The sequence below is a fragment of the Sorangium sp. So ce385 genome (assembly GCF_051474135.1).
GTDB lineage: Bacteria > Myxococcota_A > Polyangia > Polyangiales > Polyangiaceae > Sorangium > Sorangium cellulosum_D.
This window is the reverse complement of record NZ_CP150337.1, coordinates 12,633,434-12,657,763: the sequence shown is the minus strand read 5'-3', so window position 1 is coordinate 12,657,763 and position 24,330 is coordinate 12,633,434. Positions and strand designations below refer to the sequence as shown.

Sequence of the window (24,330 nt, the reverse complement as noted above, 5' to 3'; positions counted from 1 at the left end):
CCGGAAGGGGAGCGATCAGAACGGGATGTCGTCGTCGTTGCCGCCGCCGTAGCCGCCGCCGAAATCGTCCGGAGGGGGACCGGGATCCGGCGCCGCAGGCGCCGGGCGACCACCGCCGCCGCCGCCACCGCCGCGGTTGTAACCGCCGCCGGCCGGGCGACCGCCGCCGCCGCCGCCACCGCCGCCACCGCCGTAGCCGCCACCACCACCGCCGTAGCCGCCGCCACCACCGCCGTAGCTGCCGCCACCGCCGCCGGGATCGGCGCCGAACCCGGCGTCGTCGTTGGCGACGCCGCGGCCGCCGCGGCCCCCGCCCGTCAGCAGGACGTTGTTCGCGATCACCTCGGTCTTGTAACGCTTGTTGCCATCCCGATCGTCGTAGCTCGACGTGCGGAGCGAGCCTTCGACGAAGATCGAGGAGCCTTTGCTGAGGATCTTGCCCAAGGCCTCGGCGCGCTTGCCCCAGATCACGACATTGTGCCAGTCCGTCCGTTCTTTCCGGACCTTGTCGCGATCCAGGTACGATTCGGTCGTCGCGAGCCGCAGGTTCAAGACTGCCTGCCCCCCCTGGGTGAACCGGAGCTCGGGGTCGGCGCCCAGGTTGCCGAGCAGCATCACGCGATTCAAGCCTTCGGCCATCTTGACTCCTTCCCTAGGAGCGGTTCAGCGCACGTTGCGCCGAACGAAAATCGACAGTTTCACTCCCCCATGGGGGCCGACGCGTCAAGGGCTCACGGCGGCCGGCGCGCGAGCGGCGCGCCGCGCGCGGCGCGTCGAGCGGGGGAGCCGGCGCCTCGTCGGTCCGGGCGGCGCGGCAGAAGGGGCTGCTCACCCGCCCGCCCCGGCCTGCGCGAGCAGATCGGACAGGAAGAGGCGGGCGATCGTGAAGTAGAGCAGGATCCCGAGGACGTCCACGAGGCTCGCGATGAACGGCGTGGAGCTGGTCGCCGGATCGAGGCCGAGGCGCCGGAGCAGGAGGGGGAGCATCGCGCCCACGGTGCAGCCCATGAGGACGATCGCCATCAGCGTCACGCCGATCGTCAGGACGAAGCCGGTGCCGTCGCCCCAGAGCCAGACGCGGAGCATGCCGATGACCGAGAGGATGAGGCCGAGCACGACGGCCTGCCCGAGCTCGCGGACGAGGACGCTCGCCCAGTCGCCGACGCGCAGGTCGCCGACGGCGAGGCCGCGGATGATGAGCGACGACGACTGCGAGCCGGAGTTGCCGCCCGTCGAGATGAGCAGGGGCACGTAGTAGGCGAGCGTCGCGACGGCCTCGAGGTCGTGCTCGAAGCGCCGGAGCACCTCGCCGGTCATGAACTCGCCGACGAACAGCACGGCGAGCCAGGGGGCGCGCTTCTGGATGAACGTCCAGAAGCTCGTCTTGAAGTAGCTGTCCTCGATGGGGCCGACCGCGCCGAGCCGCTGCATGTCCTCGGACTGCTCCTCCGTGAGGACATCCATCACGTCGTCGACGGTGATGACGCCGAGCAGCTTCCGGTCCGCGGAGAGCACGGGCAGCGCGTTGAAGTCGTACTTCGCCATGGTCCGCGCGACCTCTTCCTGGTCGGTCTCGGGGCTGACGGCGAAGACGTTCTCGGTCATCACGTTCGAGAGCTTCTCGGACGGCGAGGCGAGCAGCAGATCGCGCAGCGAGACGACGCCGATGAGGTGCCCGCGATCGGAGACGATGTACACGTAGTAGATGGTCTCGGCGTCCTCGCCGACGGCGCGGATGCGCTCGATCACGTCGGCGACCGTGAGGTGGATGCCCACCGACACGTAGTCGGTGGTCATGAGGCCGCCGGCGCTGTCCTCGGGCCACTTGGCGAGCTCCTCGACCTCGGCGGCGGCCTCGGGGTCGACCTTCTCCAGCGTGGAGAGCAGCGTGCCGCTGACCTGGTCGGGGAGGGCCTCGATGAGGTCGGTGCGGTCGTCGGCCGCCATCTCGGAGACGATCGGCGCGATGCTCTCGACGCCCATCTGCTCGACGAGCGCCTCCTGGGTCTCGCCGTCGAGGCGCTCGAAGATGGGCGCGGCCTCCTCGGCCCTGAGCGCCATGAGGACCTTCGCCGCCTCGGCGTCGTCCAGCAGGCCGATGAGATCGGCGAGGTCCTCGTCGTGGATCTCGTCGAGCAGGTCGGAGAGCTGCGCCGGATCCTCGGCGAGGAGCTGCCGGACCTCCGGGACCATGGCGAGGGCGACGCGCAACATGCTCGGGCACTGACCACAACTCGGCCCTGCTGGGAAGCGGCAACCCGTGCCGGCGCGGGTGGCGCGATCGAGCCGGCTGCCCCCTTCGACCGAGGTCGAGGTGCGGCGACGGCCGACCCGGGTTGAGCTGCCGCGCTACCGGTTGAGGCCGCCGCGACGGCCGACCCGGGTTGGCGGCGACCGACCCGGGTTGAGCTGCCGCGCTACCCGTTGAGGCCGGCCGCGGTTGAGGCCGGCAGGTCGATGAGGCCGAGGCTGGCTGACCCGGGTTGAGGTGGGGCCGACCTGGGGAGGCCGACCCGGGTTGAGGTGGCCGACCCGACCCGGGTTGAGGTGGCCGACCCGACCCGGGTTGAGATGGGAGGCCGACCCGACCCGGGTTGAGGTGAGGCCGACCCGACCCGGGTTGAGGTGGGACAAGGTTCCCAACGAGGTGGATCGCCTACAGAGTTGGCGCTTCGCAATCAAGTTGACGGCGCGGCCGAGCGCGGCGATGGAACCTCTCGAAGCGCGGCGGCGGCACCTCCTTTGCTACGGCGCCCTCAGGTGGGTCCGGGCGGGGCCGACGGGTCGAATTGACAGCATTCCGGTCGGGTCCTTAGCATCGGGCTCCCGTCGAGCCGCGGATCGCCTGCGGAAGTCGGTCATGGGCTCGTGGACGACGGGCCCGTTCAGTGGCTTGACCGCCGCGCAACTGGATCGGTGGTCGAAAGGAAAGTCCAATGATGACGCGGATTGAGCGTGAGAGGAGGCGCCCGTGGAGGGGCGCGATGAGGCTCGCCATGGCGGGCCTCCTGATCGCGGGCACAGGCAGCGCCTTCGGATGTCTGAACCGCCCCATCGCCGCGAACGAGCCCCGCACGACGTCGACGATCGTCGAGCGGCTGACCCAGAGCTCGGTCGACAAGATCGACCTCCTCCTGGCCATCGACAACTCGGGCTCGATGGCCGACAAGCAGGACATCCTCGCCACCGCCATCCCCGACCTCGTGCAGGGCCTCGTCAACCCGCGCTGCATCCACAAGAGCGGCATGCAGAACCCCACGACGGTCTCGTCGCCGAACGAGGAATGCCCGCCGGACTTCAAGCGCGAGTTCGAGCCGGTCAAGGACATCCACATCGGCATCATCAGCTCGAGCCTCGGCGGCCACGGCTCGGGCGCCTGCCCGGAGATGACGAGCGCCTCGAACGTGGACATGGCGCACCTCCTCGCGCGCACCGACGAGAACTCCCACGTCAACGACATCGCGACCTACCTCAACAAGGGCTTCCTGGCCTGGGACCCCGATCAGAAGCGTGACGAGAACGGAGAGCCGGGGAGGCCCGACGCGGACGACGGCGAGGCGGACATCGAAGGCGACTCGGGCAACGATCTCAACGACACGTCGCTCGTCGAGCAGCTCACGGCGATGGTCAAGGGCACCGGGCAGTCCGGCTGCGGCTTCGAGGCGCAGCTCGAGAGCGTGTACCGCTTCCTCGTCGACCCGGAGCCCTACGAGCGGATCGAGATCCAGGGCGACGTCGCCGTGCCGATGGGCCTGGACGGCACCGTCATCGAGCAACGCCAAAACTTCCTCCGGTCGAGCTCCCTCCTCGCGATCATCATGCTCAGCGACGAGAACGACTGCTCGATCCGCGAGGAGGGCCGCAACTACCTCGTCGCGGAGACCAGGAACGGCTTCCGCCTGTGGCGGCCGCGCTCCGAGTGCGCCACCGATCCGGGCAACAAGTGCTGCAGGTCGTGCAGCCAGAGCCAGGAAGGCTGCGAGCCCGACCCGGCCTGCACCGGCAACGACGGCTTCCCCGCCCGGCTGAGCATCGCCGAGGATCCGGTCAACTCCCGCTGCTGGGATCAGAAGCGCCGGTTCGGCTTCGACTTCCTGTACCCGATCGAGCGCTACCGGCGCGCCTTCACCGAGGCGCAGATCCCGAACCGCCAGGGCGATCTCGTCCCGAACCCGATCTTCAGCGACCTGGTCACGGACGACAACGACTCGATCATCCGCGATCCCGGGCTCGTCTTCTTCGCCGGCATCGTCGGCGTGCCCTGGCAGGACATCGCGCGCCAGAACGCGCAGGGCGAGCCGGACCTCCTGCGCGGCCTCAACGAGGACGGCGAGCCGGTCGGCGGGTTCAAGAACGCGACCGAGCTCGGCTCCCCGCTGCTCGACAACGCGTTCAGCAGCACCTGGGAGCTCATCCTCGGCGACCCCGCGAAGTACGTGGCGCCGAAGGATCCCTTCATGGTCGAGTCGACGGCGCCGCGCTCGGGCACGAACCCGATCACCGGCGACACGATCGTCCCGCCGGACCAGACGGGCTGGAACACCATCAACGGCCGCGAGTACACGATCCCGCCGGGGAGCACCGGCGACCTCCAGTACGCGTGCATCTTCGATCTCCCCGAGTCGAAATCCTGCGAGGGCAACGCCCAGAGCTGCGACTGCAGGGAGCTCCAGGACGCGCCGAACGACAACCCGCTGTGCCAGCCGGAAGCCGGAAGCAGCCAGGAAGACCCGGGGTCGAGGACGACGACGCAGATCAAGGCGAAGGCCTACCCGGGCCTCCGCGAGCTGCAGCTCATCCGCGAGCTCGGACCCCAGGGCATCGTCGGCTCGGTGTGCCCGGCGCAGCTGGATGACCGCAACGGGGCCGACTACGGCTACCGGCCGGCGATCGGCGCCATCATCGATCGCCTGAAGACGGTGCTCGGCGGCCAGTGCCTGCCGCGCACCTTGACCCCCGACGCCGACAAGCAGGTCTCCTGCCTGATCCTCGAGGCGCGCAACTCGCAGGGCCAGTGCAACTGCGACCCTGCGACGGGGCGCGCGGTGGTGCCGGAGAACGAGGATCGCTATGCCGCGGTGGAGGAGGTGCTCGCCCTCGACATCGCGAAGGTCTCCGGCTGGGACTGCGTGTGCGAGATCCAGCAGCTCGAGGGCACGGAGCCGGGCTCTCCGGCCGTCGAGTGCAGGAACAACGTCAACGACAACGTCGAGTCCGGCGGCCAGCCGGTGCACGGGTGGTGCTACGTCGATCCGTCGATCAGGCTCGGCGATGCGGCGATCGTCGCGGACTGCCCGTCGACCGAGCGGCGCAAGATCCGGTTCACGGGCAAGGGCGAAGCCCAGCAGGGCTCCACGCTGTTCATCACCTGCTCCGGCGAGTAGGCTGACGGCGGGCTGACCCGGCGCGCGGGGCCGATCGCGAGATCGCGCCCCGCGCCGCTTTTTGTGGCCCCGGAGGGGGCTGCGGCGCGCCGGCCGGCAGGGCCCTCGCGGGGCCCGGTCGGTTTTGTGCTAAGACCGCACTCCGTCGTGGCGGCACGCAAGAAGATCCTGATCATCGAGGACGAGCCCCACATCGTGCTGGGGCTGACGGATGCCCTCGAGTTCGAGGGCTTCTCGGTGGCGTCGGCCTCGAAGGGGAAGGACGGCGTGCTGCTCGCGCGGCAGGAGAAGCCGGACGCGATCCTGCTCGACCTCATGCTCCCCGACACCAACGGCTTCAAGGTCTGCGAGGACCTGCGCCGCTGGGACGCGTTCGTGCCGATCATCATGCTGACGGCCCGCGGCCAGGAGATCGACAAGATCCGCGGCCTCGACGCGGGCGCCGACGACTACGTGACCAAGCCGTTCAGCGTGGGCGAGCTCATCGCCCGGCTGCGCGCCCTCTTCCGCCGCGCCGCCCGGCCCGCCGAGGCGCCGGTCGAGGTGTTCACCATCGGCAACGTGCAGGTCAACATGACCGCCCACACCGTCTCGCGGGGCTCGCGGTCGGATCAGCTGTCGTTCTACGAGGTCGAGCTCCTGCGCCTCTTGCACGAGCGCCTGGGCCAGCCGGTCTCGCGCGAGGAGATCCTCCAGAAGATCTGGGGGATCGAGGCCGGGCCGTCGAACCGCACGGTCGACAACTTCATCGTCAAGCTGCGCAAGAAGATCGAGCGCTCGCCCGACAAGCCGGAGCACATCCTCACGGTCTACGGCTTCGGCTACAAGCTCGCGCCCTGACGGAGCGGCAGCACATTGCGGAGGTCGCACGGCACCGTCACCGCGGCGTCGATGATGCGCTTCGGATCGAGATCCGAGAGCCGCGCGCCCTCGCGGAGCTGCCGCGCCTCGAGGCGCAGCCGGACGAGGCCCGGGCTGCCGGTGTCGCCGGCGTAGCCGACCACATCGCCCGCGTCGAGGCGCGCGCCCGCCACGACACCGGGGCCGGGGCGGTCGAGGTGGCCGTGGAGCAGGACGTACCTGCGCACGCGATCCACGTCGCGCACGTCGTGCGCCGTGGCGACCGTGATCCCGGACAGCTCGCCGACGAAGACGACCTCGGCCTTCCCCTCCTGGCCCTCGAGCCGCAGCGACGCCACGCGGTCGCCCCGCGCCGCCGCGAGGTCGACCCCGCCGGCCCAGGACGGCGGCTCGGGTCGCGCGGCGCCGATCGCGGCGACGGGGCCCGCCGGAGGCGGCGCGCCCGGCTGCGCTGGAGCGCCCTCGACGAGGAGGAACCCGGGCGTCTGATCCGGCGCGCCGACCGGGAACGCGTACGCGGCGGCGCTCGCCGGACGTTCCGGGCGGCGGGGGATGTGCTCGTAGGCCTGCCCGCGCGCGCCCGCCCCCGCGGGACGCGCGCCGCCCGGGCCGGAGAGCGCCGCCGCGCCGCCCTCGGTGAGCGGCGCGCCCGGCGCCGGCAGCGGGACGCACGCGGCGCCCTCCGGCACGGTGCGCGGGCCGCAGAGCGCCGCCGCGCCCGCGGCGCCGCGCGCCGCAGCCGCCGGAGGGACGACCGCGGGCGGCGGCGGCGCGGGGTCGTCGAGGCCCCCGAGCGCAAGGACGAGGGCGGACGCCGCGGCGCCGCGCACGAGCGGGGAAGGGGAGACCGCCGCCCTCGTCGGGCGGGCTTGCGATGAGCCGGACGCGCGCATGCCATGAACGGTCTACCGCATCGCGCGCGGCAGGCGAGCGCGATGCGGTAGCGCCGGGCCGGCGTGGCCGCGCCCGCCGTGGACGGGAATCCGCGGGGAACGGGCCCTTGCTGCCTGCCGGCTTGCGGAGGCGGCGCGCTGTTGATAGCTCCTCTTCGTGCAAAATCGCCAAGCTATCGAGACGACCCTGAACAAGCTGTTCGACGCGGAGCGCACGGCTCGCCGGCTCCACGACGATCTGGCGGCCATGCCCGGCGATGCGTTGCTGGACGTCCTCACCGACGCGATCGCGGGCGCGGCGCGCGAGAACGACGAGGACGAGGCGGCGCTCCGGCTGGTGCGCATCGCGTCGCTGCTCGGCGAGCACGAGGGCCCGCGCGCGCTCGACGCGCTCATCGACGTGCTCGCCTCGGAGCACCCCGAGGCGCGCCAGGCGGCGGGCGAGGAGATCGAGTCGCTCGCCTACGACCGCTTCAAGGAGGTCGCGCAGGCGATCGAGCGGGCGCTCAAGCGGCTGCCGGTCGGGTCGTCCGCGCTGCCGGAGCTGCCGTACCTCATCGCCGAGGTGCCGGAGCCGGGCGTGCCGAAGCTGCTCGGCCAGTTCCTCGGCCACAAGGATCCGGACGCGGTGGCGGCGGCGATCGAGACCCTGGTCGAGATCGGCGACCCGGCGCACGCGCCGCTGATCCAGCCGCTGGTCGGCGACATGCGCACGGTCGAGCTGGCCGACGACGGCGGCGACGACGCGACGTCGGAGGTCACGATCGGTGAGCTCGCCGAAGAGGCGCTCGGCCTCCTCGCGCCCTACGACGAGGAGGAAGAGGACGGGGTCGCCTGATGATCGGCCCGCCGCTGAGCGCGGCGGACGCCGTGTTGTTCGAGCACGCGGTCGTCCCGCGCTACATCTCGTTCTTCGCCTCGCTGGCGGTGGACATGCTGCTGCCCTCGGAGGCGGCGCGCATCGTCCACCTCGGCTGTAGGAGCGGCTTCCCCGACGCGATCGTGGCCGACAAGCTGCCCGGCGCGACGCTCGTGGGGGTCGACGGGTCCGCCGCCGCGCTCGATCTCGCGCGCGCCAAGGCGGCGCTGTTCTCCGGGATGAACGCGAGCTACGTGCTCGCCGACGCCCTGCCCACGCCGCTGCCGGACGAGAGCTTCACCCACGCGTTCACGCTGCACCCGGTCTGCCGCCCGAACGAGCGGGCGCAGCTCCTCGCCGAGCTCCGCCGGGTGCTGGTCCCCGGCGGCCAGGCGCTCATCGCGCTGCCGCTGCGCGGCTCGTTCCCGGAGGTGGCCGACATCGCGCGGGAGTGCGCGCTCAAGCAGGACCTGTCGGAGCTCGGCGCGGCGGTCGACGCCGCCTCCGCCAGCCGCCCGACGCTCGAGACCATCGCCGAGGAGATCGAGGACGCCGGGTTCGACGAGGTCGAGGTCGACGTCCAGCTCATCGCGGTGTCGTTCGACAGCGGGCGCGAGTTCCTCGAGGACCCCATCTCGCGGCTGATGGTGATCCCCGACGCGACGGCGATGCTCGACCTCGAGCCGCAGATCATCGACTCGATGCTCGCGTACCTGCACCACGCGGTCTCGAAGTACTGGTCCGAGGGCGTCTTCGAGCTGACCGTGAACGTCGGGTGCGCCAGCGCCCGGCGGCCGCTCGGCTGACGATCGGGCCGGGGGCGCCGCGGCGGGCGCGCGCGGGCGCGGCCGGCGCTAGCGCTCGTGCCCGCCGCCGCGGAGGCCGAGCGCGTCGAGCCCGGCGAGCGCCGCGAGCGAGACCGGGTGGTACGGGGGCCGCGGCGTGATCGGCTTCTGGACGTCGCCCCCGCGCTCCTCGATGAGCCGCGCGCAGAGCGCGAGGCACCACTTGCCCTGGCACCAGCCGGTGCCGAAGCCCGTGTAGCGCTTGACCGACTCGATGTCCTTGTAGCCGCGCTCCATCGCGGCATCGAGCTCGTGCAGGGTGACGTCCTCGCAGCGGCAGACGAGCGTCTTCATCGGCCTAGTCGCCCTCGTACTCGCAGCGGGCGTCGCAGGTCTCGAAGACGGTCACCCGGTTCAACGACGGCAGCGACGGCGCGAGGCGGTTCCAGATCCACCGGGCGAGCACCTCGCTCGTCGGGTTCTCCAGGCCCGGGACCTCGTTCAGGTAGTTGTGATCGAGCAGGTCGTGGAGGGGCGCCCAGGCTTCGTAGAGGTGGCTGTAATCGATGAACCACCCCGTCTCCTCGTTCACGGGGCCGCGGATCGCGACCTCGATCTTGAAGCTGTGACCGTGGAGGCGCGCGCACTTGTGCCCCTGCGGCACCTTGGGGAGGCGGTGGGCGGCCTCGAAGCGGAACTCATGCACGAGACGGACGTTCATTGGACGAGCGGTCATGGGGCGGGCGCCGTGAGGCGTCAACGCCCCGCGCCCCGTCGATGGGGCGGCGGCCGAGGTACGGGGTTCCCTCGAGAGGCTCGAGCGGCTATACCCCCGGCCATGCCGCAGAAGCCCGCAGTGAGAGCCAAGAAGAAGCGACGCGACACGAAGCGCCTGGCGAACTGGCGCGCCAAGAAGGAGCTGCAGAGCGCCCAGGGAACGCCGCCGGCCGACCCGGCCGCCGCCGCGCAGCCCCGCAGCTGAGCCGCGAGCACCGGCCCCGGCCGGTGCTCAGCTCGCCGGCTCGTCCTCTCCGTCGTCGTCCAGCGCCGGCCCGGGCAGCGGCGGCCCCTTGCGCCGCGCCGCGCGGACCGTCGCGACCTCGGCCCGCGACGGGTTGATCACCAGAAAGCCGTGGTCCGCGTCGAGGAGCGCGACGTCGCCCGGCGACGCCCAGCGGAACGCGCCCGCCACATCCACGATCGACGGCACGCCGAGCAGCTGGAGGAGCACGTGCGAGCGCGGCCCGGACCGCTCGCTGAGCGCGACGCCGACGGGGTTGGCCCGGGCGGAGATCAGGAGATCGAACACGGTCAGCTGGTCGCCCACGAGGACCGCCTTCGACGGGAGCTCGGCCCGGGCGTCCGGGGTCGCCAGCATCAGGATCGCGTCGCAGAGGTCCTCGATGTCGCGGGCGCGGTCCTGCAGGAAGGGGTCGCCGACGATCCCGTTGGCGGCCCGCGCCACCTCGCGGGCGACCGTCCCGAGCGCCTGCGCGACGGTGCGCCCGCCGGCCGCGAGCTCGAAGGCGCGCGCGCGCAGGCGGCCGTCGCCGATCATCAGGAGGTAGGTCGAGAGGAACGCCGCGTCCTGCGCGATGCCCCGCTCCGCCGCGCGGGCGTGGAGCTCGACGAGCGCCTTCTCCGCGATGTCGAAGGCGAGCCGCAGGAGCTTCGGATCGCCGTGGCCCCGCTGCGGGCCGAGCGACGAGCTGGCCGGCCGCCGCAGCGCCGCGATGGCGCCGAGCGCGCGACCCGGGACCACGGGCAGCCCCGGCAGCGTGACCTTGCGCGTGCCCCCGCCGGTGCGCCGCCGCCGCTCGCGTAGCTCGTCGAGCACCTGCGCGTGGCGCGCGCCGGCCGCGATCGGGGCCGTCAGGGCCATGAGGAGCTCGACGTCCCGCGCCGTGAAGGCGCGCTCCCCCGCCCGCTGCACGACCAGGGCGCCGAGCGGGCGGCCGCTGCCGAGGATCGGCGCCGCCAGGAAGACCGGGAACCGCTCCTCGCGGAGCTCGGGGAACGCGCGGTAGCGCTCGTGCTCCGTCGCCTGGACGACCGAGATCGGGCGCAAGCACTCGACCGCCATGCCCGTGATGCCCTGCCCGACCGAGAGCCGCACCGTGCCGCGCGCCTCGCGCGGGAAGCCGACGTTGCCGCGCAGCACGAGCTCGTCGCCGTCGCCCTCGAGGAGGTACAGCGACGCCACGTCGGCGCCGAGGATGGCGGCGATCCGCTGCGGCGCCTCGTCGAGGAGGAGCGACAGCGGCATCGGCTTCGCCACGAAGGCCAGGTACTCGATGACGAGATCCAGGCGCTCGTCGCGGCGCACGTGGATCCTGGCGGAGGTGACCGACGGCGGCGCGTCCTCGCCCTCGAGCTCCGCCTCGCCGCCGGCCTCCGCGGCGCGGGCCGAGCCGCCGGCCGGATCGCTCGGCGCGGGGGAGCCCGCGTCCGCGTGGCGCTCGTCCGGCCGTCCATCGTCCACGAGCCCCTCCCGCGCGCCCTCCACGTCGAGCGGCGCCGCGGGCGGGCTCGCGATCGCCTCGAGCTCCGTGGGCGGGCGGGTCGCCTTCGGATCATCGGTGCGCGACGACATACGACGATCGCTATCACACACCGTCGCTCGAGCGCACCTCGCACGCGAGCGCGCACGGATCGCGCCGCGGCCGAGGCCGCGTCCGCGGCGCGAGCCCCGACGGCGGCCGTCCGCCCGCCGCCGCGCGGCGGTCACGGAGATCAGCGCGCCCGCAGGTCGACCGGGCCATCCAGGGGCGGGCGCTGCATCCACCCCAGCGCCGAGACCCGCGCGCGCGGGGCCGCGGCGGACACGGCGCGCGCGAGCTCGCCGCCGCCGCCGGCGCCGATCGCGGTGATCGCGCCGCCGATCGGCGCGAGCAGCGCCGGAGCCGCGCCGGCGCTGCTCGCCGCCACGTGGACGACGCGCGCCGCGGGCGGCAGGAGCAGCGACCGCGGCGCCGGATCCACGCCGACCCCGTGCCCTTCGCCCTCCCAGAACGAGCCCACGGCCTCGAGCGTGGCCCGGTACATCGCGACCTCGGCCCGCGCGGCGCCGTCGAGCGGCCCTCGCGGGACGCGCGCGCCCGCGGCCGCGAGCGCCTCGTGCAGGGCGCGCGCGAGCGCCTCGGCGCGCTCGGCCGGGCCCTCCACCAGCGCGAAGCGCGGCGACAGGCAGCCGCGCTGATCGAACGGCACGACGTCGTCCGCGATGTCGCGCGCCGCCTCGGCGAGGCGCGCGTCGGGGCCGACGACGGCGAGCCCGAGGCCGGCGCCGTGCCCGCGCACGAGGACGCCGCGCCCGGCCTGGGCGCGCAGCGTCGCCACGGTCTGGTCCGAGCCGTAGACGTGCAGCTCGGCGCGCGGCGCGCCGTCGCGGGGCTCCTCGCCCGCCGCCTGCGCCCCGGTGTCCCCGAGCGCCACGTCCGCGACCAGGGCGATGGCGCCGCCGCCGCGCGCGAAGCCCTCGTCGGCCGAGAGCGCGCGCACGAGGAGCTCCGCGAGGACGGGATCGCGGCGCGACGGGCGCACGAGGACCTCCGGCGCCGTCGCCGCCGCGACGGCGATGGCCCGCAGCGGCGCCGTGCAGACGTTCGCGGCGAGCACGACGTGGCAGCGGCGCGCGCGCCCCGCGGCCGCCACGAGCGCGTCGAGCTCGCCGCTGCTCGGCGCGATCTCGAGGTGGCGGCCGAGCGCGAGCTCCACGCCCTCGGGGGAGAGGCCGCTCGTGGCGGGCAGCCGCCGCCGCGCCTCCTGGCCGAGCGGGTCGCGCGCGTCCGCGATCCGCGCCGCCGCGGCGACCACGCGCTCGACCCGGCGGCGCCGCGCCGCGCCGTCGTCGATCACGGGCCGCCGCCGAGCATCTGGTCGATCGCGATCGAGCAGCCGCGCGGCGGCGCCCCGGACGCGCGGCCCAGGAGCTCGACGCCCTCCTCGGTGACGCGCACGCGATCGGCCGTCTGGATGGCCACCGCCGAGTCGACGTTCGCGAGATCGACGATCCGCGCGAGCCCGATCTCGCCGGCGGGGAGCGGCGCGAGCGTCCCGGGGTCGACCGCGGTGACGCGCGTCCAGGGCGGCGCGAGGTAGATCCCCGGCGCGGGGCCCGGCCTGCCGGCGAGCGCCGCCGCGAGCGTGCCCTCGTAGAGCTGACTCGAGAGCTCCGTCATGCCGTACTCGCCCACGACGTGCGAGAGCGGCACCCCGAGCGATCGCGCGATCGACGCCCGCAGCTCCTCGGCGGGCACCTCGCGCGAGCGGCCCTTGTAGCCGCCGGTCTGCATCGCGCGGCTCCCTCCGGGCAGCAGCGTCGCGCCCTCGGGCAGCCCGGCCTCGAGCAGGTGGACGAACGCGAACGAGGTGCCGAGCACGATGGCCGGCTCGCCCGCCGCGCGCGCCTCGGCGCACGCGCGGGCGAACCCCGCGGCGTCGAGCTCGCCGCCGCGCACGTGCCAGCTCGCCGGCCCCGCGAGGCGCGCGGCGAAGCGATCGATCATGAACCCGAGCGACGAGTCCGGGACCTCGTCGAGCGGCGGCGCCAGGACGATCGCGCGGAGCCGCGCGCCGTCGGGCCACAGGAGGCGCTCGCCCCAGGCGACCGCGGCGAGCTCGTACGTCGCGGTGGTGCGGAACGGGTGCTCGCCGCGGGACGCGGCGCCGAGGGAGGTCCCGCTCGTGCGGAAGACGCGCTCGTCCGCCTCGGGCGGGTGGGCCGCGACGCGCGCGAACCGGAAGACGTCGCACGGCACCGCGGGGATCTGCTCCGCGCGCTGCATCGTGTCGACGTCCGCGCCGCGCGCCTTGAAGAGGCGGGCGACCGGCGCGCACCGCGCGGCCTGGTGCCGGGCGAGGGCGATCGCGAGCGCGTCGAACGTCTCCGGGAGCGCGGCGCCCGCCGCGCCTTCGACCTGCTGAAGCGAGGCCGCCGCCGCCCGGCCGGCGCCGGGCGAGCCCGCCCTGTCCGGGAGGAGCGACGCCTCGATGAACGCCCGCGCGCGGCGGTGCAGCGCCTCGCTCTGATCGATCTGTCCCACGCGTCCCACGCGACCGGGATAGCACGCGCCGCGCGCGCCTAGGGCGAAAGCACGCGCGCCAGCGCGCCGGCCGCGGCCGACAGCAGCGCCTCGGGGATGGTGAGCGCCGGCGTCAGCGTCAGCGTCTCGCCGCGCACCCCGCCCGTGAGGACCAGGTAGCCCTCGGCCAGCATCCCGCGCATGGCCCGCAGCCCGAGCTCGGCGCTCTCGAGCTCCACGCCGACCATGAGCCCGGCGCCGCGCACGTCGACGACGCCCGCTCGGCCCCGCAGCGCCTCCCGGAGCGCCTCCTGGAAGCGCGCGCCCACGTCGCGCGAGCGCGCGGCCAGCTGGCCTGCGTCCAGGGCGTCGAGCGTCGCGAGCGCGGCGCTCGACGCGAGGGGCGAGCCCGAGTGCGTCGAGGTGTGGACGACCTCGGCCTCGCGCGCCCACGCGCGCATGATCGGCTCCGGCGCCACGCACGCGGAGATGGGGAGCCCGCCGCCGAGCCCCTTGCCGAAGCAGAGGATGTCCGCGGGCGCCCCGATCGCCCCGGTGCGCGTCATCGCCCCCGACCGACCGAGGCCGGTCCAGATCTCGTCCGCGATCACGAGCGCCCCGCGCCGGTGCGCCGCGTCGCAGACCGCGCTGAGGAACGCGTCGGGCGGGACGACGCAGCCGCCCCGCCCGAGGATCGGCTCGAGCAGGATCGCGCCGATCTCGCCGCCGCGCAGCGCCGCCTCGATCGCGTCGAGCGAGCGCGCGGCGCCCGCCTCGTCGCGCGGGTACGGCGCGAACGTCACGCGCGGGTTGAGCTGCTCCGCGAACGGCGACCGGTAGCTCTCGCGCAGTCCGCACGCCGCGAGCGGCGCGTACCCGAGGCCGTGGTACGCGCCCTCGAAGGCGACGAGCCCCGGCCGCCCGGTCGCGAGCGCCGCCGTCTTGATGGCCGCCGTGATCGCGTCGCTGCCGCTCTGGCCGAGCATCGCCATCGGCGAGGGCCCGGGGTGCAGCGCCGCGAGGCGCTCCAGGAGGGCGATCTTCACGTCGGCCGAGTACACGTCGCCGAGGGCGAGCGTCAGCCGCGACATCTGCTCCTCCGCCGCGCGCCGCACCGGCGCCGCCGCGTGGCCGAGCAGCAGCGCGCCGAAGCCCGCGCACAGGTCGACGTAGCGGTTGCCGTCGACGTCGCACACGTTGGCGCCGCGCCCGTGCGACAGCACGATCGGCAGCATCTCGGCGCCGCTCTTCTGCGCCCGCGCCTCGCGGCGCCGGCCGAACGCCGGGCACTCGACGCGCTCGAGCCGCTCGAGGGCGCTCCGCGACCTCGGACCAGGCGGCGGCACCAGGATCTCGGGCAGCGCTGCGCCGCCGTCCGGGCCCAGCGCCGCCGGCGGCGGCAGCTCGCTGTTCGGCATCGTCGTTCCTCCGCAGGGATCTAGCGCGCCCGCGGCCCCGAGCTCAGGCGCAGACGCGGTTTCTCCCGCTGTTCTTCGCGTGGTAGAGGCGCTCGTCGGCGCGCTTGATGAGGTCGTTCGCGGTGCGATCGCCCTCCTGCAGCAGCGCCACGCCGACGCTGATCGTCACGCGGATGCTGTCGGCCTGGAAGACGAAGAGGTGCTCCGCGACCTTCTGCCGCAGCGTCTCCCCGAGCGCCGCGGCGCCCTCGATCGACGTCTCGGGCAGGATGATGGCGAACTCCTCGCCGCCGTACCGCGCAAAGACCTCATCGCGGCGGATGCGGCTCTGCACGATGCGCGCGACCTCCTTCAACACGAAATCGCCTGCCAGGTGGCCGTGGACGTCGTTGATGCGCTTGAAGTGGTCGATGTCGAACAGGAGGATCGCGAGGTCGCGCTCGTGGCGGCGGCCGCGGATGATCTCGCGCTCGAGCGCCTCGTAGAGGTAGCGCTTGTTGTGGATCTGCGTGAGACCATCGATGATGGTCATCCGGTAGATCTCTTCGTGGTATTGCGCCTCCACGTCGGCGCCGGACAGGAACTTGAAGATCGTCGGGCCGATCTTCACCCGGTCTCCGTTCTTCAGCACCACCTCGCGGGAGATCTGCTCATCGTTGCAGTACGTCCCGTTGGTGCTGCCGTCGTCGACGACCATCCAGGCGCTCGGCCGCTGCTCGAAATGGGCGTGCCGCCGTGAAACGGAGTCGCCGTCGAGCACGATGTGGTTGTCCGCCCCCCGGCCGACCCGCGTCGGGTTGTGCTCCAGCACGAACCGCTTGCCGAGCAGCGTGGGCTCCTTCGTGTAGATCACGACCAGGCAGTCGGTCGTGTTCTTGCTGCCGCCGCCCGGTGGGGGCTGGACCACCTGCGTTACACGAGTCTTTTCGTCGAAGTCACTCACGCGCGCTCAGCCCAACCCGTCGTGCGACCTAGCCTCGACATCGTTCGAGCTCTTCCCGAGACGGAACCTACCCGGGCGCGGCTCTTCGGTCGCGATCCAACGGCTCGATATGCCCTAGCTCGCCCAACGTCAAAGCGTACTGACATGCCCCGACTCCCGTCAAGACGGCCATCCGGGCGGCGCCGTCTTCGGTGATTCCTCTGCCTTCCCGACCCGACAGCGGCACACGTCGCCCGCTGCGCTCCGTGGTGCCCTTCCACGCTGTCGGCTTGTTCCTCGCACGCCGTCCGCCCCTCACCGCCGCTTGCTCTGCACCGCATCGCCTGTGCTCGCTGAAGCGCCTTGTGGGGCATTGTGCGCTTGTATCGCAGTGGACGCGCCGCCCCGTTCTCTCGTGCAGCTCGCGCTGCCGTCGATGCGGCTCTCTCTATGCGTTTCCCGGGCGCGCCGCCACCCGTCCGGCGAGCGGTCGAGCCGGCGGGGGAGAGAATGGTTCGCTGGAGCACGATGTGTTGGTTCGGCTGGCAAGCCCGCGTCCTGCGGGCATGAGGCTCTGTGAGTTCTGCCTCAAAACCAGGGCGCATCACAACGCTGAACTGAGCGGAACGAGCGGAACTGAGCGGAGCTGAGCGGAACTGAACAGAACCGAACGGAACCGAACGCAGCGCGCGCCGCGACCGCCAGCGCGCGACCCTCTTCCGGGCAGCGCCGGTTGGTTGACTTGGCACACGGGGTGCGTAGAGTAGACCTGCGTCGCGGCGGAGACCTTCCCCCCCCAGGTCCGTCGCGGCGTTTTTCATTTCAGGCTGCTCCGTGGCCATCTCCACCCCCGGCGCGGTCGCGGTTTTCCTCCTGGGATGATTCCCGGAGCAGCGCGTTCCTCGCCAAGCATCCATGCTCCGTCGCTGCTGGAACCGTTTGCCTCGAAAGGCATCAACGGGCCCAGCCGGAGCAGGTGCCGAGAAACCGACCTCGGCTGCAAGGAGGCCATTGACGACCCGAGCCCTGCTGGGCGGGTGGGGCCGGCGCGGGAGCCGGCCGCCGTCGTTCACGACCGGAGCGTCGCGCGCAGCTCGCCGCCGTCGAAGACCCAGAGCTCGCCCGGCCGCCCATGGGTCCAGGTCTCGTTGGCGGTGAGCGGGGTCGTCGCGACCACGGCGACGCGATCCTTCGGGGTCGTGACGGCGGAGAAGTCGACGCGGACGTCATCGTCCACGAGCGTGGCGACGCCGAACGGGGCTTTGCGGACGATGTAGCAGAGCCGGGTCCCGCAGCGGGCGAAGAGGTGGCGCCCGTCGCCGAGCAGGAAGTTGAACGTGCCGTCCCGGCCGAGCTCCCCGCCGAGCGCCGCGATCGCCGCCCACAGCTCGCTGGGCCGGCGCGGGTAGCCGGGGAACGCGCTCCGGAGCCCCTCCAGCAGGTAGCAGAACGCGTGCTCGCTGTCGGTCGTGCCGATGGGGTTGAAGCGGCCCAGCGCGCGGCGCCGGACGCGGCGCAGCGTGCCGTTGTGCGCGAAGACCCAGTGGCGTCCCCAGAGCTCGCGCACGAAGGGGTGCGTGTTGGCGAGCAGGACGTCGCCGCGGGTGCGGCGCCGGATGTGGCCGATCGCGAGCAGCGTCTTGATCGGGGTCTCGCCGAGGAACCGCGCCAGCGGGCTATCGCAGGCGGGGCTCGGGTCGAGGAAGACGCGCGCGGCGCGCCCCTCGAAGAACGCGAGGCCCCACCCGTCGGCGTGCGGTCCGGTGCGGCCGCCCCGGTGCCGGAGGCCGTTGAACGAAAAGACGATGTCGGTGGGGACGTTGCACTCCATCCCGAGGAGCTCGCACATGCTCGCGGCGGCACCATATCACCCCGGGAGGGGTGAGGCGCAGCGTCAACGATCGGGCTCGCCCTGCAGCGACGCGCGCGGGATGGAGTGGACGAGATCGATCACCGCCTTGACCGTGTCGACCGGCGTCTCCGGGATGATGCCGTGGCCGAGGTTGAAGATGTGGCCCGGGCGCCCGCCGGCCTCGGCGAGCACCGCTCGCGCGCGGCGCTCGGCGACGGCGCGCGGCGCGCAGAGCAGCAGCGGATCGAGGTTGCCCTGCACGGCGCGGTCGTGGCCGATGCGCTGCCACGCCTTGTCGAGCGGCGTGCGCCAGTCGACGCCGATCACCGTGCCGCCGGCGTCGCGCTGCGCCTCGAGGAGCGCCCCGGTGTTCGTGCCGAAGTGGATGACCGGGACGCCCGTCGCCTCGAGGTCGCGGAGGATGTGGCGCACGTGCGGCTGCACGTGCTCGCGGTAGTCGTCGATGGAGAGCGAGCCGACCCAGGAGTCGAACAGCTGCACGGCCTGCGCGCCGGCGGCGACCTGCGCGCGCAGCAGGCGGCGGACGACCTCGGAGATCTTGCCCATGAGCGCCGACCACGCCTCGGGATCGCTCCACATCAGCTGCTTCGTGAGCCGGTAGTCGCTCGATTTGCCCCCCTCGACGAGGTAGCTCGCCATGGTGAACGGCGCGCCGGCGAAGCCGATGAGCGGCGTCTTGCCGTCCAGCTCCTTGCGGATGAGGCGCACGGCCTCGAGCACGTAACCGAGGCCTTCCTCGGGCTCGAACACGCGGAGCCGCTCGATGCCGGCCCGGTCGCGCACCGGCTCGTGGATGACCGGGCCCTCGCCCTTCGCGAACTCGAAGGGGGCGCCCATCGGCTCGAGCGGCAAGAGGATGTCGGCGAAGAGGATCGCCGCGTCCATCCCGAGCCGCAGCGGCTGGAGGGTCACCTCGAGCGCGAGCTCGGGCGTCTTGCAGATCTCGAGCAGCGTGTATTTCTTCCTGAGCTCCCGGTACTCGGCCATGTACCGGCCCGCCTGGCGCATGAACCATACGGGCGTCACATCGGTCGGCTCACGCCGGCAGGCGCGCAGGAAGCGGTCGTGCATGGATGGAAAACTCCAGGATGGGCCCGAGGAGGCGCCCTCGGGGCGGTCCTTCATGTCCGTTCAGCCATCTCCCGGCAATGGGTTTCTGGGAGCGCCGGTCCGTGGTTTTCCGGGGACGCCCGACCATGGATTTTTGGAAGCGCGGCGGCCGAACCCGGGGCGGGCGGGCTGAGGGGGGACCCAAGCGCCGCGTCGTCCGCCGTGTAGACTACGAATCTATGGCGCGTCCTTCCAGACCTCCCGGCTTTGACATGACGTACAGGCCCGAGAAGCGCATCGCGTTCGGGCCGCCGTTGAAGGAGCGCATCCCGGCGCTGCTTTACCTCGCCTTCGCCCTCACCGTCTCGGCGGTGATCTTCTATGGCCAGAACGCTCCTTCGAGCTCCCGGATCTTCCAGTACGTCGTGGAGGGGGATCGCCACCGGCTCGTCCCGTCGAGCGTGTGCGCCATCATCCTGTGCGTGAGCGCGCTGGCGATGGTGCTGCGGGAGCAGATGCGCGGCGTGATCGTGCACCCGGACGGGATCGAGCTGCGCGAGCTGCTCGGGTTCGGGCTGCCGCGCGTGCGGCGCTTCGCCTGGTCGCAGATCGATCGCATGTCGGTGCCCTCGGCGCAGGCGGGCGCCGGCGGCGCGGGCGCGGTCCAGCGAGGCAAGCCGTCGAGCAACATCCGGCTGGATCTCTGGGACGGGTCCCGCACCTGGCTGCCGGACGTGGGAGACAAGATCGCGCTGTCCGTGATGCTGGAGCGGGTGGCCCTGGCGCGGGCGATCCCGATCGAGGGGGGGACCGGGCTGATGGACGACCTCGGCAACCCCCTCCAGGACGACGGCTGACGACGAAGACGACGGCGACCGAGCCTAGGCGGCGCTCGCGCCGGCCCTCCGCTGGGCGAACTCCTCGCGCACGCCCTTGCGCAGCTCGGGATCGAGCAGGAGATCCGCGCACGTCATCGCCATCGCCTTGGCGGCGATGAGCATCGAGTCCTGACCGCCGGGGCTCGCGGCCTTGGCGGCGAACGCGTGCTGGTGGCAGGTCGTCTCGCCCTTGCCGCAGATCGCGATCCAGGGGTGGATGGCGGGGAGCGCGTGGGACACGTCGCCCATGTCGGTCGAGCCGGTGCCGACGGCGGGGTCCATCTCGACCGGCGAGCGGCCGAGGGCGCGCAGGTGCTCGCCGAAGCGGCGCGCCATCTTCCGGTTGTTGACCATGTTCTTGTAGCCGCCCTGGTCGACCAGCGTGAGCTCCACGCCGCTCGCCATGGCCGCGCCGCGGGCGCAGCGCTCGACGATCGCCCGCACGCGGGCGAGCTCCTCGGTGTCGAGGGCGCGGACCGAGAACTCGGCCACGGCGAGCTCCGGGATGATGTTGACCGCCTGGCCGCCGTTCTTGATGAACCCGTGCACCCGGACGCCGTCGCGGAAGTGGACGCGCTGGCCGTCGATCAGCCGGAAGGTGTCGAGGCAAGCCGTGAGCGCGCTGTTCCCGTCCCACGGCGCGAGCGCGGCGTGCGACGGCTTGCCGTGGAACTGGAGCTCGAGCCAGGTGCTGGCCAGCGTGTCGTGGGCGAGCAGGTCGCGGTCGAACGGGTGGAACATCATGGCGGCGTCGACGCCCTCGAAGGCGCCGGCCTCGAGCAGCCGGATCTTGCCGCCGCCCCCCTCCTCGGCGGGCGTCCCGACCAGATCGATGGTGCCGGCCACGGCGTCCTTCTGCCGGGCCAGGGCGAGGAAGGCGCCGAGCGCGCCCGCCGCGATCAGGTTGTGCCCGCAGGCGTGGCCGATCTCCGGGAGGGCGTCGTACTCGGCGAGGATGGCGAGGTGGGGGCCCTGGCCCTGCCCGATGCGCGCGCGCAGCGAGGTGGGCATGCCGGCGAGCCCGCGCTCGACCTGGATGCCCTTCTTCTCGACGGCCTCGGCGATCCACGCCGCGGCCTTGTGCTCCTGGAACCGGAGCTCGGGGTTCGCGTGGATGCGTGCGGCGATCTCGCGGAGCTCCGGGGAGAGGTCGTCGATGTCGCGCTGGATGCGGCTCGGGTCGAGGCTCATGGCCGGGCGATACTACCCTGGATCCGCGCGGCTCGCCTGGGCCATGGTGGCGCCGGCGGTAGAGCTCCGCCGGCGTCCGGCCGCGACGGGGCGGCGGCCACGCGGCCCGCGCGCTCTCACGCTCTCCACGGAGTCAGGATCCTCGAATGCACAGGCTGCGCTGCCCTTCGCTCCTCCTCGGTCTCGCGGCGCTGCTCGCGCCGCCCGCGCTCGCCGGGTGCGACGCCCCGCGCGCGCGCAAGGAGGCACCGCCCGCCGCCTCGAGCGCGGCGCCCGCGCCGGACCCGAGCGCGGCGGCGCACGCAGAGCCCGCCCGCGTCGCGGTCGAGGCGAGGGCGATGGGGACGAACCTGCTCCTCGCCGCCTACACGAGCGCGGCGATGGATGAGGCGGCGATCCGGGCCAGGCTGGAGAAGGCGATCGCCGAGATCCGCAGGCTCGAGGGGCTGATGACGACGTGGCGGCCGGACAGCGAGCTGTCGCGGGTCAACGCGGCGGCCGGGAAGAGCGCCGCCCCGGTGAGCCCGGAGTCGCTCGACGTGATCGAGAAGAGCCTCTGGATCAGCGAGCGCTCCGGCGGGGTCTTCGACGTCACGTTCGAGGCGATGCACGGGCTCTGGAAGTTCGACGAGGACATCGACGACAACGTGCCGCAGAGGGACGACGTCGAGCGGGCGCGGGCGCTCATCGATTACAAGCAGATCCGGATCGATCGCGCGCAGCGCACGGTGATGCTCGCGAGGCCGGGGATGCGGATGAGCCTCGGGGGGATCGCGAAGGGCTACGCCGTCGACGCCGCGGCGCGGGTGCTGCGCGGGGAGGGGCTGACGTCGTTCTTCGTGCAGGCCGGCGGCGATCTGTACATCGCCGGGAAGAAGCCGGACGGCTCGCGGTGGAGGGCGGGCGTGCGGGACCCGCGCGGCAAGGGGCCGAACGACTACTTCGCGATGATCGAGGTCGAGGATCGCGCGTTCTCGACGGCGGGCGACTACGAGCGGAGCTTCATCAAGGAGGGCAGGCGCTATCACCACATCATCGATCCGCGCACCGGCTTCCCGGCGACCGAGAGCCGGAGCGTGACCATCTGGGCGAGGGACGCGCTGACCGCCGACGCCGTCGACGACGCGGTGTTCATCCTGGGGGCCGAGAAGGGGCTCGAGCTCGTCGAGGCGATCGAGGACTGCGGCGCGGTGATCGTCGACCGCAGCAACAAGGTGTGGGTGTCGAAGCGGCTGGAAGGGAAGGTCGAGGTGCTCCGCCCGCCGACGGATGGGCTGTAGGGCGGGGCGCTGCGGCGCTCCCTCCGGCAGGCGGCGAGGGCGCGCGGGGAGCGCCATGCTCGACGCTGCGAGGCGGCTGTCGCAGCGGGCGCCGAGGGGGGAACGCGTCAACCCTCGAAGAGCTCGTCCAGCGTCCTGGCCGTCAGGATCCGCTCGGCCCAACCCGCGAGCCGCTCCCCGGACGCAGCGAGGACCTGCTCCCGCCTCGCCTCGGGCACGTCCCCGAACCGCGCCCGGAGCTGGCGCAGCAGCACGGCGCGCTGGCCCTCGTCGAGCCCCGCGCGCCGGCCCTCGTCGAGCCCCGCGCGCCGGCCCTCGTCGAGCGCCGCCTGGCGCTCGCGCGCCTTGATGGCCTCGATCTCCGGGTTGCCCTTGCGCTCCAGCGCGCGGACGACCTCGCGCTCGGCCGCCGCGCCGTCGAGCAACGCACGGACGGGGACCGGACGGACCAGGCACGGATCCTCGATCATCGCGTCGGGCGCGAGCGGCACGAACCGCCCCTCGGCCGCCGACCACTCGGCGACCCCGTCGCGCTTCACGAAAATGGCGAAGACGCGGCGCACGCCCCGGGCGACGAGATCTTCGGCCTTCTCGCGCACGTCGTGCATCGATTGCTCGTTGACGATCTCGAACGAGAGCTCCTCCAGGTACCGGCGCCCCGTCGCCGGATCGAGCCCCGCCTTGCGGATGGACAGATCGGTGGCGAAATCCGAACCTTCGCTGACGCGGGTGATGAGGTCGGCCGCGCCGATGTAGCCGGGCTGGAGGTGCGGCGCGATCAGGAAATCGAGCCGCACCTGCTGCTCGGCGTGCGGCTCCAGCGCCGGCGCGGCGACGACCTTGCGCCCGCGGATCAGCTCGTCGCGCGTCACCTCCGGCGCCACGAGGTGCTCGTCCACGGCCGGGAAGCGCGCCCGCGGGGGCTCTGCAGGCGGGAGCCTGGCCGCCGCGCCGCCTCGGGCGGCCGGGGCGAGCAGGAGCGCGGCGCCGCTCGGCTTGGGATCCATGAAGGCAAGGCTAGCACGACGGCGGCCGCGCGCGCCTCGCCGCCCAGCCAGCGCGCCGCGGCGGCGGGCGAGGCGCGCGCCGTCACCGCCCCCGGTACACCGGCTTCCGCTTCTCGGCGAACGCGCGCAGCGCCTCGAGCCGATCCTCGCTGCGCAGCGTCTCGTCGTAGTGCACCCGCTCGATCTCGAGCCCGAGATCCAGCGGCACGTCGTAGCCGTCCTCGATCGCCCGGAGCGCCGCCGCCTGCGCGATGGGCGCGCCGCTCGCGATCGGCTCGATCCACGCGATCGCGTCGTCAACCACCGGCGTCCCCTCGGGCGACACCCGGTTCACGAGCCCCCAGGCGAGCGCCTCGGCCGCGGCGAGCTTCCGGCCGAGCAGGATCATCTCCTTCGCGCGCGCCTCGCCGACGACCCGCGGCAGCCGCTGCGTGCCGCCCGCGCCCGGGATGATGCCGAGCGACGTCTCCGGCAGCGCGAGCTCGGCGTGCGGCGCCGCCACCCGCAGATCGCAGATCAGCGCGAGCTCCAGCCCGCCGCCGAACGCGACCCCGTTGATCGCGGCGATCACCGGCTTCGGGCTCCGCGCGAGCACCCCGAGCTCCGTCCGGTACAGCCCCACCTGCCGGCGGACGTCGTCCGGGCTCATGCCCTGCCGCTCTTTGAGATCGGCGCCGGCGCAGAACGCCTTGTCCCCGGCGCCCGTGATCACGATCGCCCGCACCTCCGGGTCGTCCACGAGCTCGCGCCCGAGCCGACCGAAGGCGAGCAGCGCGTCGCGCGAGAGCGCGTTGCGGCGATCCGCCCGATCGATGGTGAGCACCGCGACCGCGCCGCGCCGGTCGAGCTTCACGGGAGAGGCGTCCGTCATGGAGCCTCCCTAGCCGACCGAAGCGGCGCGGCAA

22 protein-coding genes are annotated in these 24,330 nt (G+C 73.1%); 7 read left to right on the top strand and 15 right to left on the bottom strand.

The annotated features are described in order from the left end of the window. Positions 1 to 15 precede the first annotated feature (15 nt). Positions 16 to 639: a single-stranded DNA-binding protein gene (locus WME83_RS46365; protein ID WP_437316110.1), complete on the bottom strand. Its 624-nt coding sequence runs from the start codon at positions 637 to 639 to the stop codon at positions 16 to 18. A gap of 189 nt (positions 640 to 828) precedes the next feature. After that, positions 829 to 2,214: a magnesium transporter gene (gene mgtE / locus WME83_RS46360; protein WP_437316109.1), complete on the bottom strand. Its 1,386-nt coding sequence runs from the start codon at positions 2,212 to 2,214 to the stop codon at positions 829 to 831. Positions 2,215 to 2,996: 782 nt separating this feature from the next. Here mgtE and WME83_RS46355 point away from each other — a divergent pair. Continuing rightward, positions 2,997 to 5,384 carry a hypothetical protein gene (locus tag WME83_RS46355; protein ID WP_437316108.1) on the top strand — a complete coding sequence of 796 codons (2,388 nt, stop codon included), beginning with the start codon at positions 2,997 to 2,999 and terminating at the stop codon, positions 5,382 to 5,384. Between the two features lie 147 nt (positions 5,385 to 5,531). After that, positions 5,532 to 6,224, top strand: coding sequence for a response regulator transcription factor (locus tag WME83_RS46350; protein WP_020741161.1), 693 nt, complete (start codon positions 5,532 to 5,534; stop codon positions 6,222 to 6,224). Here the strand turns inward: WME83_RS46350 and WME83_RS46345 are convergent. Beyond that, entirely contained in the window at positions 6,206 to 7,138 is a 933-nt protein-coding gene (locus WME83_RS46345; RefSeq protein ID WP_437316107.1) for a M23 family metallopeptidase, read from the bottom strand. The genes WME83_RS46350 and WME83_RS46345 overlap by 19 nt on opposite strands. Positions 7,139 to 7,295: 157 nt before the next feature. Between WME83_RS46345 and WME83_RS46340 the strand changes: the two genes are divergently transcribed. Further along, complete coding sequence (locus tag WME83_RS46340) at positions 7,296 to 7,976, top strand: HEAT repeat domain-containing protein (RefSeq protein WP_437316106.1); 681 nt, start codon at positions 7,296 to 7,298, stop codon at positions 7,974 to 7,976. Beyond that, positions 7,976 to 8,803 carry a class I SAM-dependent methyltransferase gene (locus WME83_RS46335; RefSeq protein WP_437316105.1) on the top strand — a complete coding sequence of 276 codons (828 nt, stop codon included), beginning with the start codon at positions 7,976 to 7,978 and terminating at the stop codon, positions 8,801 to 8,803. The genes WME83_RS46340 and WME83_RS46335 overlap by 1 nt, the downstream gene beginning before the upstream one ends. A 48-nt stretch (positions 8,804 to 8,851) precedes the next feature. Here WME83_RS46335 and WME83_RS46330 read toward each other — a convergent pair whose 3' ends face one another. Next, complete coding sequence (locus WME83_RS46330) at positions 8,852 to 9,136, bottom strand: (2Fe-2S)-binding protein (RefSeq protein WP_437316104.1); 285 nt, start codon at positions 9,134 to 9,136, stop codon at positions 8,852 to 8,854. Between the two features lie 4 nt (positions 9,137 to 9,140). Next, complete coding sequence (gene queD, locus WME83_RS46325) at positions 9,141 to 9,503, bottom strand: 6-carboxytetrahydropterin synthase QueD (protein ID WP_061621487.1); 363 nt, start codon at positions 9,501 to 9,503, stop codon at positions 9,141 to 9,143. Positions 9,504 to 9,638: 135 nt separating this feature from the next. Here queD and WME83_RS46320 point away from each other — a divergent pair, with 135 nt between their 5' ends. Next, a complete protein-coding gene (locus WME83_RS46320; RefSeq protein WP_437316103.1) occupies positions 9,639 to 9,764 on the top strand; it encodes a hypothetical protein in 126 nt (41 codons plus the stop codon). A 27-nt stretch (positions 9,765 to 9,791) separates the two neighbouring features. Here WME83_RS46320 and WME83_RS46315 read toward each other — a convergent pair whose 3' ends face one another. From WME83_RS46315 to hemE, 7 genes are all read right to left on the bottom strand, one after another. Then, entirely contained in the window at positions 9,792 to 11,375 is a 1,584-nt protein-coding gene (locus tag WME83_RS46315) for a GAF domain-containing protein (RefSeq protein WP_437316102.1), read from the bottom strand. A gap of 140 nt (positions 11,376 to 11,515) precedes the next feature. Further along, positions 11,516 to 12,640 (bottom strand): acyl-CoA reductase, encoded by a 1,125-nt coding sequence (locus WME83_RS46310; protein WP_437316101.1) that lies wholly within the window; start codon positions 12,638 to 12,640, stop codon positions 11,516 to 11,518. Then, complete coding sequence (locus WME83_RS46305) at positions 12,637 to 13,827, bottom strand: acyl-protein synthetase (protein WP_437316100.1); 1,191 nt, start codon at positions 13,825 to 13,827, stop codon at positions 12,637 to 12,639. The genes WME83_RS46310 and WME83_RS46305 overlap by 4 nt, the downstream gene beginning before the upstream one ends. 38 nt (positions 13,828 to 13,865) lie before the next feature. Further along, positions 13,866 to 15,224, bottom strand: a complete 1,359-nt coding sequence (locus WME83_RS46300) for an aspartate aminotransferase family protein (RefSeq protein ID WP_437316099.1) — start codon at positions 15,222 to 15,224, stop codon at positions 13,866 to 13,868. Positions 15,225 to 15,267: 43 nt separating this feature from the next. Further along, entirely contained in the window at positions 15,268 to 16,167 is a 900-nt protein-coding gene (locus WME83_RS46295; protein WP_020741151.1) for a GGDEF domain-containing protein, read from the bottom strand. A 1,048-nt stretch (positions 16,168 to 17,215) separates the two neighbouring features. Then, entirely contained in the window at positions 17,216 to 17,995 is a 780-nt protein-coding gene (locus WME83_RS46290) for a class II glutamine amidotransferase (RefSeq protein ID WP_437316098.1), read from the bottom strand. A gap of 45 nt (positions 17,996 to 18,040) precedes the next feature. Continuing rightward, positions 18,041 to 19,090, bottom strand: a complete 1,050-nt coding sequence (gene hemE, locus WME83_RS46285; RefSeq protein ID WP_437322118.1) for a uroporphyrinogen decarboxylase — start codon at positions 19,088 to 19,090, stop codon at positions 18,041 to 18,043. 251 nt (positions 19,091 to 19,341) lie between these two features. On the opposite strand from hemE, the gene WME83_RS46280 reads away from it, so the two are divergent. Then, a complete protein-coding gene (locus WME83_RS46280; RefSeq protein ID WP_437316097.1) occupies positions 19,342 to 19,926 on the top strand; it encodes a hypothetical protein in 585 nt (194 codons plus the stop codon). Positions 19,927 to 19,950: 24 nt separating this feature from the next. Here the strand turns inward: WME83_RS46280 and WME83_RS46275 are convergent, their stop codons facing one another. Further along, positions 19,951 to 21,138, bottom strand: coding sequence for a M20 family metallopeptidase (locus WME83_RS46275; protein WP_437316096.1), 1,188 nt, complete (start codon positions 21,136 to 21,138; stop codon positions 19,951 to 19,953). A 146-nt stretch (positions 21,139 to 21,284) separates the two neighbouring features. On the opposite strand from WME83_RS46275, the gene WME83_RS46270 reads away from it, so the two are divergent. Next, positions 21,285 to 22,418 carry an FAD:protein FMN transferase gene (locus WME83_RS46270; RefSeq protein ID WP_437316095.1) on the top strand — a complete coding sequence of 378 codons (1,134 nt, stop codon included), beginning with the start codon at positions 21,285 to 21,287 and terminating at the stop codon, positions 22,416 to 22,418. A gap of 107 nt (positions 22,419 to 22,525) precedes the next feature. Here the strand turns inward: WME83_RS46270 and WME83_RS46265 are convergent, their stop codons facing one another. Together WME83_RS46265 and WME83_RS46260 are read right to left on the bottom strand one after the other, a co-directional pair. Continuing rightward, the gene (locus WME83_RS46265) at positions 22,526 to 23,425 is read right to left on the bottom strand and encodes a hypothetical protein (RefSeq protein ID WP_437316094.1); all 900 of its coding nucleotides are present in this window, start codon (positions 23,423 to 23,425) and stop codon (positions 22,526 to 22,528) included. Positions 23,426 to 23,507: 82 nt separating this feature from the next. After that, positions 23,508 to 24,296: an enoyl-CoA hydratase-related protein gene (locus WME83_RS46260; RefSeq protein ID WP_437316093.1), complete on the bottom strand. Its 789-nt coding sequence runs from the start codon at positions 24,294 to 24,296 to the stop codon at positions 23,508 to 23,510. Positions 24,297 to 24,330 lie beyond the last annotated feature (34 nt).

Coding starts and splice junctions, on each gene's coding strand:
- WME83_RS46315 (WP_437316102.1), bottom strand. CDS start 11,375: ATGTCGTCGCGCACCGATGATCCGAAGGCGACCCGCCCGCCCACGGAG.
- WME83_RS46330 (WP_437316104.1), bottom strand. CDS start 9,136: ATGAAGACGCTCGTCTGCCGCTGCGAGGACGTCACCCTGCACGAGCTC.
- WME83_RS46290 (WP_437316098.1), bottom strand. CDS start 17,995: ATGTGCGAGCTCCTCGGGATGGAGTGCAACGTCCCCACCGACATCGTC.
- WME83_RS46335 (WP_437316105.1), top strand. CDS start 7,976: ATGATCGGCCCGCCGCTGAGCGCGGCGGACGCCGTGTTGTTCGAGCAC.
- WME83_RS46260 (WP_437316093.1), bottom strand. CDS start 24,296: ATGACGGACGCCTCTCCCGTGAAGCTCGACCGGCGCGGCGCGGTCGCG.
- WME83_RS46355 (WP_437316108.1), top strand. CDS start 2,997: ATGGCGGGCCTCCTGATCGCGGGCACAGGCAGCGCCTTCGGATGTCTG.
- hemE (WP_437322118.1), bottom strand. CDS start 19,090: ATGCACGACCGCTTCCTGCGCGCCTGCCGGCGTGAGCCGACCGATGTG.
- WME83_RS46300 (WP_437316099.1), bottom strand. CDS start 15,224: ATGCCGAACAGCGAGCTGCCGCCGCCGGCGGCGCTGGGCCCGGACGGC.
- WME83_RS46365 (WP_437316110.1), bottom strand. CDS start 639: ATGGCCGAAGGCTTGAATCGCGTGATGCTGCTCGGCAACCTGGGCGCC.
- WME83_RS46270 (WP_437316095.1), top strand. CDS start 21,285: ATGCACAGGCTGCGCTGCCCTTCGCTCCTCCTCGGTCTCGCGGCGCTG.
- WME83_RS46275 (WP_437316096.1), bottom strand. CDS start 21,138: ATGAGCCTCGACCCGAGCCGCATCCAGCGCGACATCGACGACCTCTCC.
- WME83_RS46280 (WP_437316097.1), top strand. CDS start 19,342: ATGACGTACAGGCCCGAGAAGCGCATCGCGTTCGGGCCGCCGTTGAAG.
- mgtE (WP_437316109.1), bottom strand. CDS start 2,214: ATGTTGCGCGTCGCCCTCGCCATGGTCCCGGAGGTCCGGCAGCTCCTC.
- queD (WP_061621487.1), bottom strand. CDS start 9,503: ATGAACGTCCGTCTCGTGCATGAGTTCCGCTTCGAGGCCGCCCACCGC.
- WME83_RS46345 (WP_437316107.1), bottom strand. CDS start 7,138: ATGCGCGCGTCCGGCTCATCGCAAGCCCGCCCGACGAGGGCGGCGGTC.
- WME83_RS46265 (WP_437316094.1), bottom strand. CDS start 23,425: ATGGATCCCAAGCCGAGCGGCGCCGCGCTCCTGCTCGCCCCGGCCGCC.